Origin of the sequence: Qipengyuania atrilutea, assembly GCF_013370205.1 — a bacterium.
In the GTDB taxonomy this organism is placed as follows: Bacteria; Pseudomonadota; Alphaproteobacteria; order Sphingomonadales; family Sphingomonadaceae; genus Actirhodobacter; species Actirhodobacter atriluteus.
The window spans coordinates 1-1,437 of record NZ_JABWGV010000015.1; the positions used below are offsets into that span (position 1 = coordinate 1).

1 protein-coding gene is annotated in these 1,437 nt (G+C 56.6%); it reads left to right on the plus strand.

The window, feature by feature from the left end:
* Nucleotides 1–89 precede the first annotated feature (89 nt).
* The coding region (locus HUV48_RS14160; protein WP_176268381.1) for a site-specific integrase at nt 90–1,437 on the plus strand (1,348 nt) is incomplete at its 3' end.

The following is a 1,437-nucleotide window of genomic DNA, read 5'->3' on the forward strand; positions in this document are numbered from 1 at the left end:
GGCTTCCCGCAAACCTTCTACACAATCGAGGTTTTGGGCTCACCAAGAAGGGTGGGAACTATCATGTTCGCAAGCGTGTCCCGACCGACTTGAAAGCGGCCATCGGCAAGGGCGAGGTGTGGCAGTCGCTTAAGACGGATAGTCTTCGGACTGCTCGGCGTCGGGCCTTCGTCGCGTTGGCAGAAATCGAAAGCCGGTTCGAGCAACTGCGCGGTCATCTCGGAATGCCGTTCGATTCCACGCTCCAACGACCGTCTTATGACGGTGGCGGTGGGGTTCCAGCAAACACTTCGCAGGACGGTCGTCGGACGCTGCTGGGGATGACCCTCGACCCTTCCGCTCCCGTTCTGACCTTCGGGGAAGTCTACGATCGGTTTATGTCCGACCCCACTCAAGACTGGTCACCAAGGACGAGGCTCGCTTATCAAACGACCCAACGGCTCGCTGTTTCGATCATCGGTGCGGACCTCCCAATTAACCAGCTTAGTCGGGCTGTTTGTCGGGATTTCTTGGAAACGCTTCGATACCTTCCGAAGCAAGTCAGCCGCGCATTCCCCGATCTGTCGCCCAAGGAGGCTGCATCAAAGGCCAAATCCGAAGGGCTGACGAACCTGATGAGCGCCGCGAACATCAACATCTATCTGAACAAGCTATGCGTGGTCCTCAATTGGGCGGTAAGGGAAGAGTTTCTGGTCAGGAATCACCTCAAGGGTCTGCGCGTAGCGGACCCGGTAAACCAACGGGATAAGCGCCTGCCGTTCGAAAGCTGGCAGCTTGAATCGATCTTTTCCGCCCCGCTCTACTCCGGATGCTTGAATGACGCCGAGGGTTACGCCCGATGCGGTGATCGGCGCCCCCGGGGAACACGCTTCTGGGTTCCGCTGCTTGGACTATGGCAGGGTCTTCGCCTTAACGAGGCATGCCAACTTGATATCACAGATGTGCGCAATCTTGATGGTGTCTCGTGCCTCGTGGTGACAGCGGACTCCCTTGTCGGTTCCACTGACAAGCGGTTGAAAACTTCCAGCAGTGAACGGATTGTGCCCCTCCATCCGTTTCTGCACGATCTCGGGTTTTTGGATTTCGTCCGCCGCAAGGCCGATGCTGGTGAAACCAAGCTTTTCGACGACATCAATCCGGGTGCCGATGGCATCCGATCAACCTCGTTCAGTAAGTGGTTCATCCTCTTCCTCGGCCATGCTAAAGCCGTGAAACCTAAAACCAGTTTCCACTCGTTCCGTCATTGCTTTCGAGATGCGCTTCGGGATGCACGCGTTGACCGGGAAGTCGCGATGGTTCTCGGGGGATGGGGAAGTGGTTCGAAATCAGGGTTTGATGTGTCCGACTATTATGGCCGGGGATACGAGCCGAGCTTCCTCCGCGAGGAGATCGCCAAAATCAATTTCGATCGAGTAAAGGCGCTAGCACGCCTTTCGT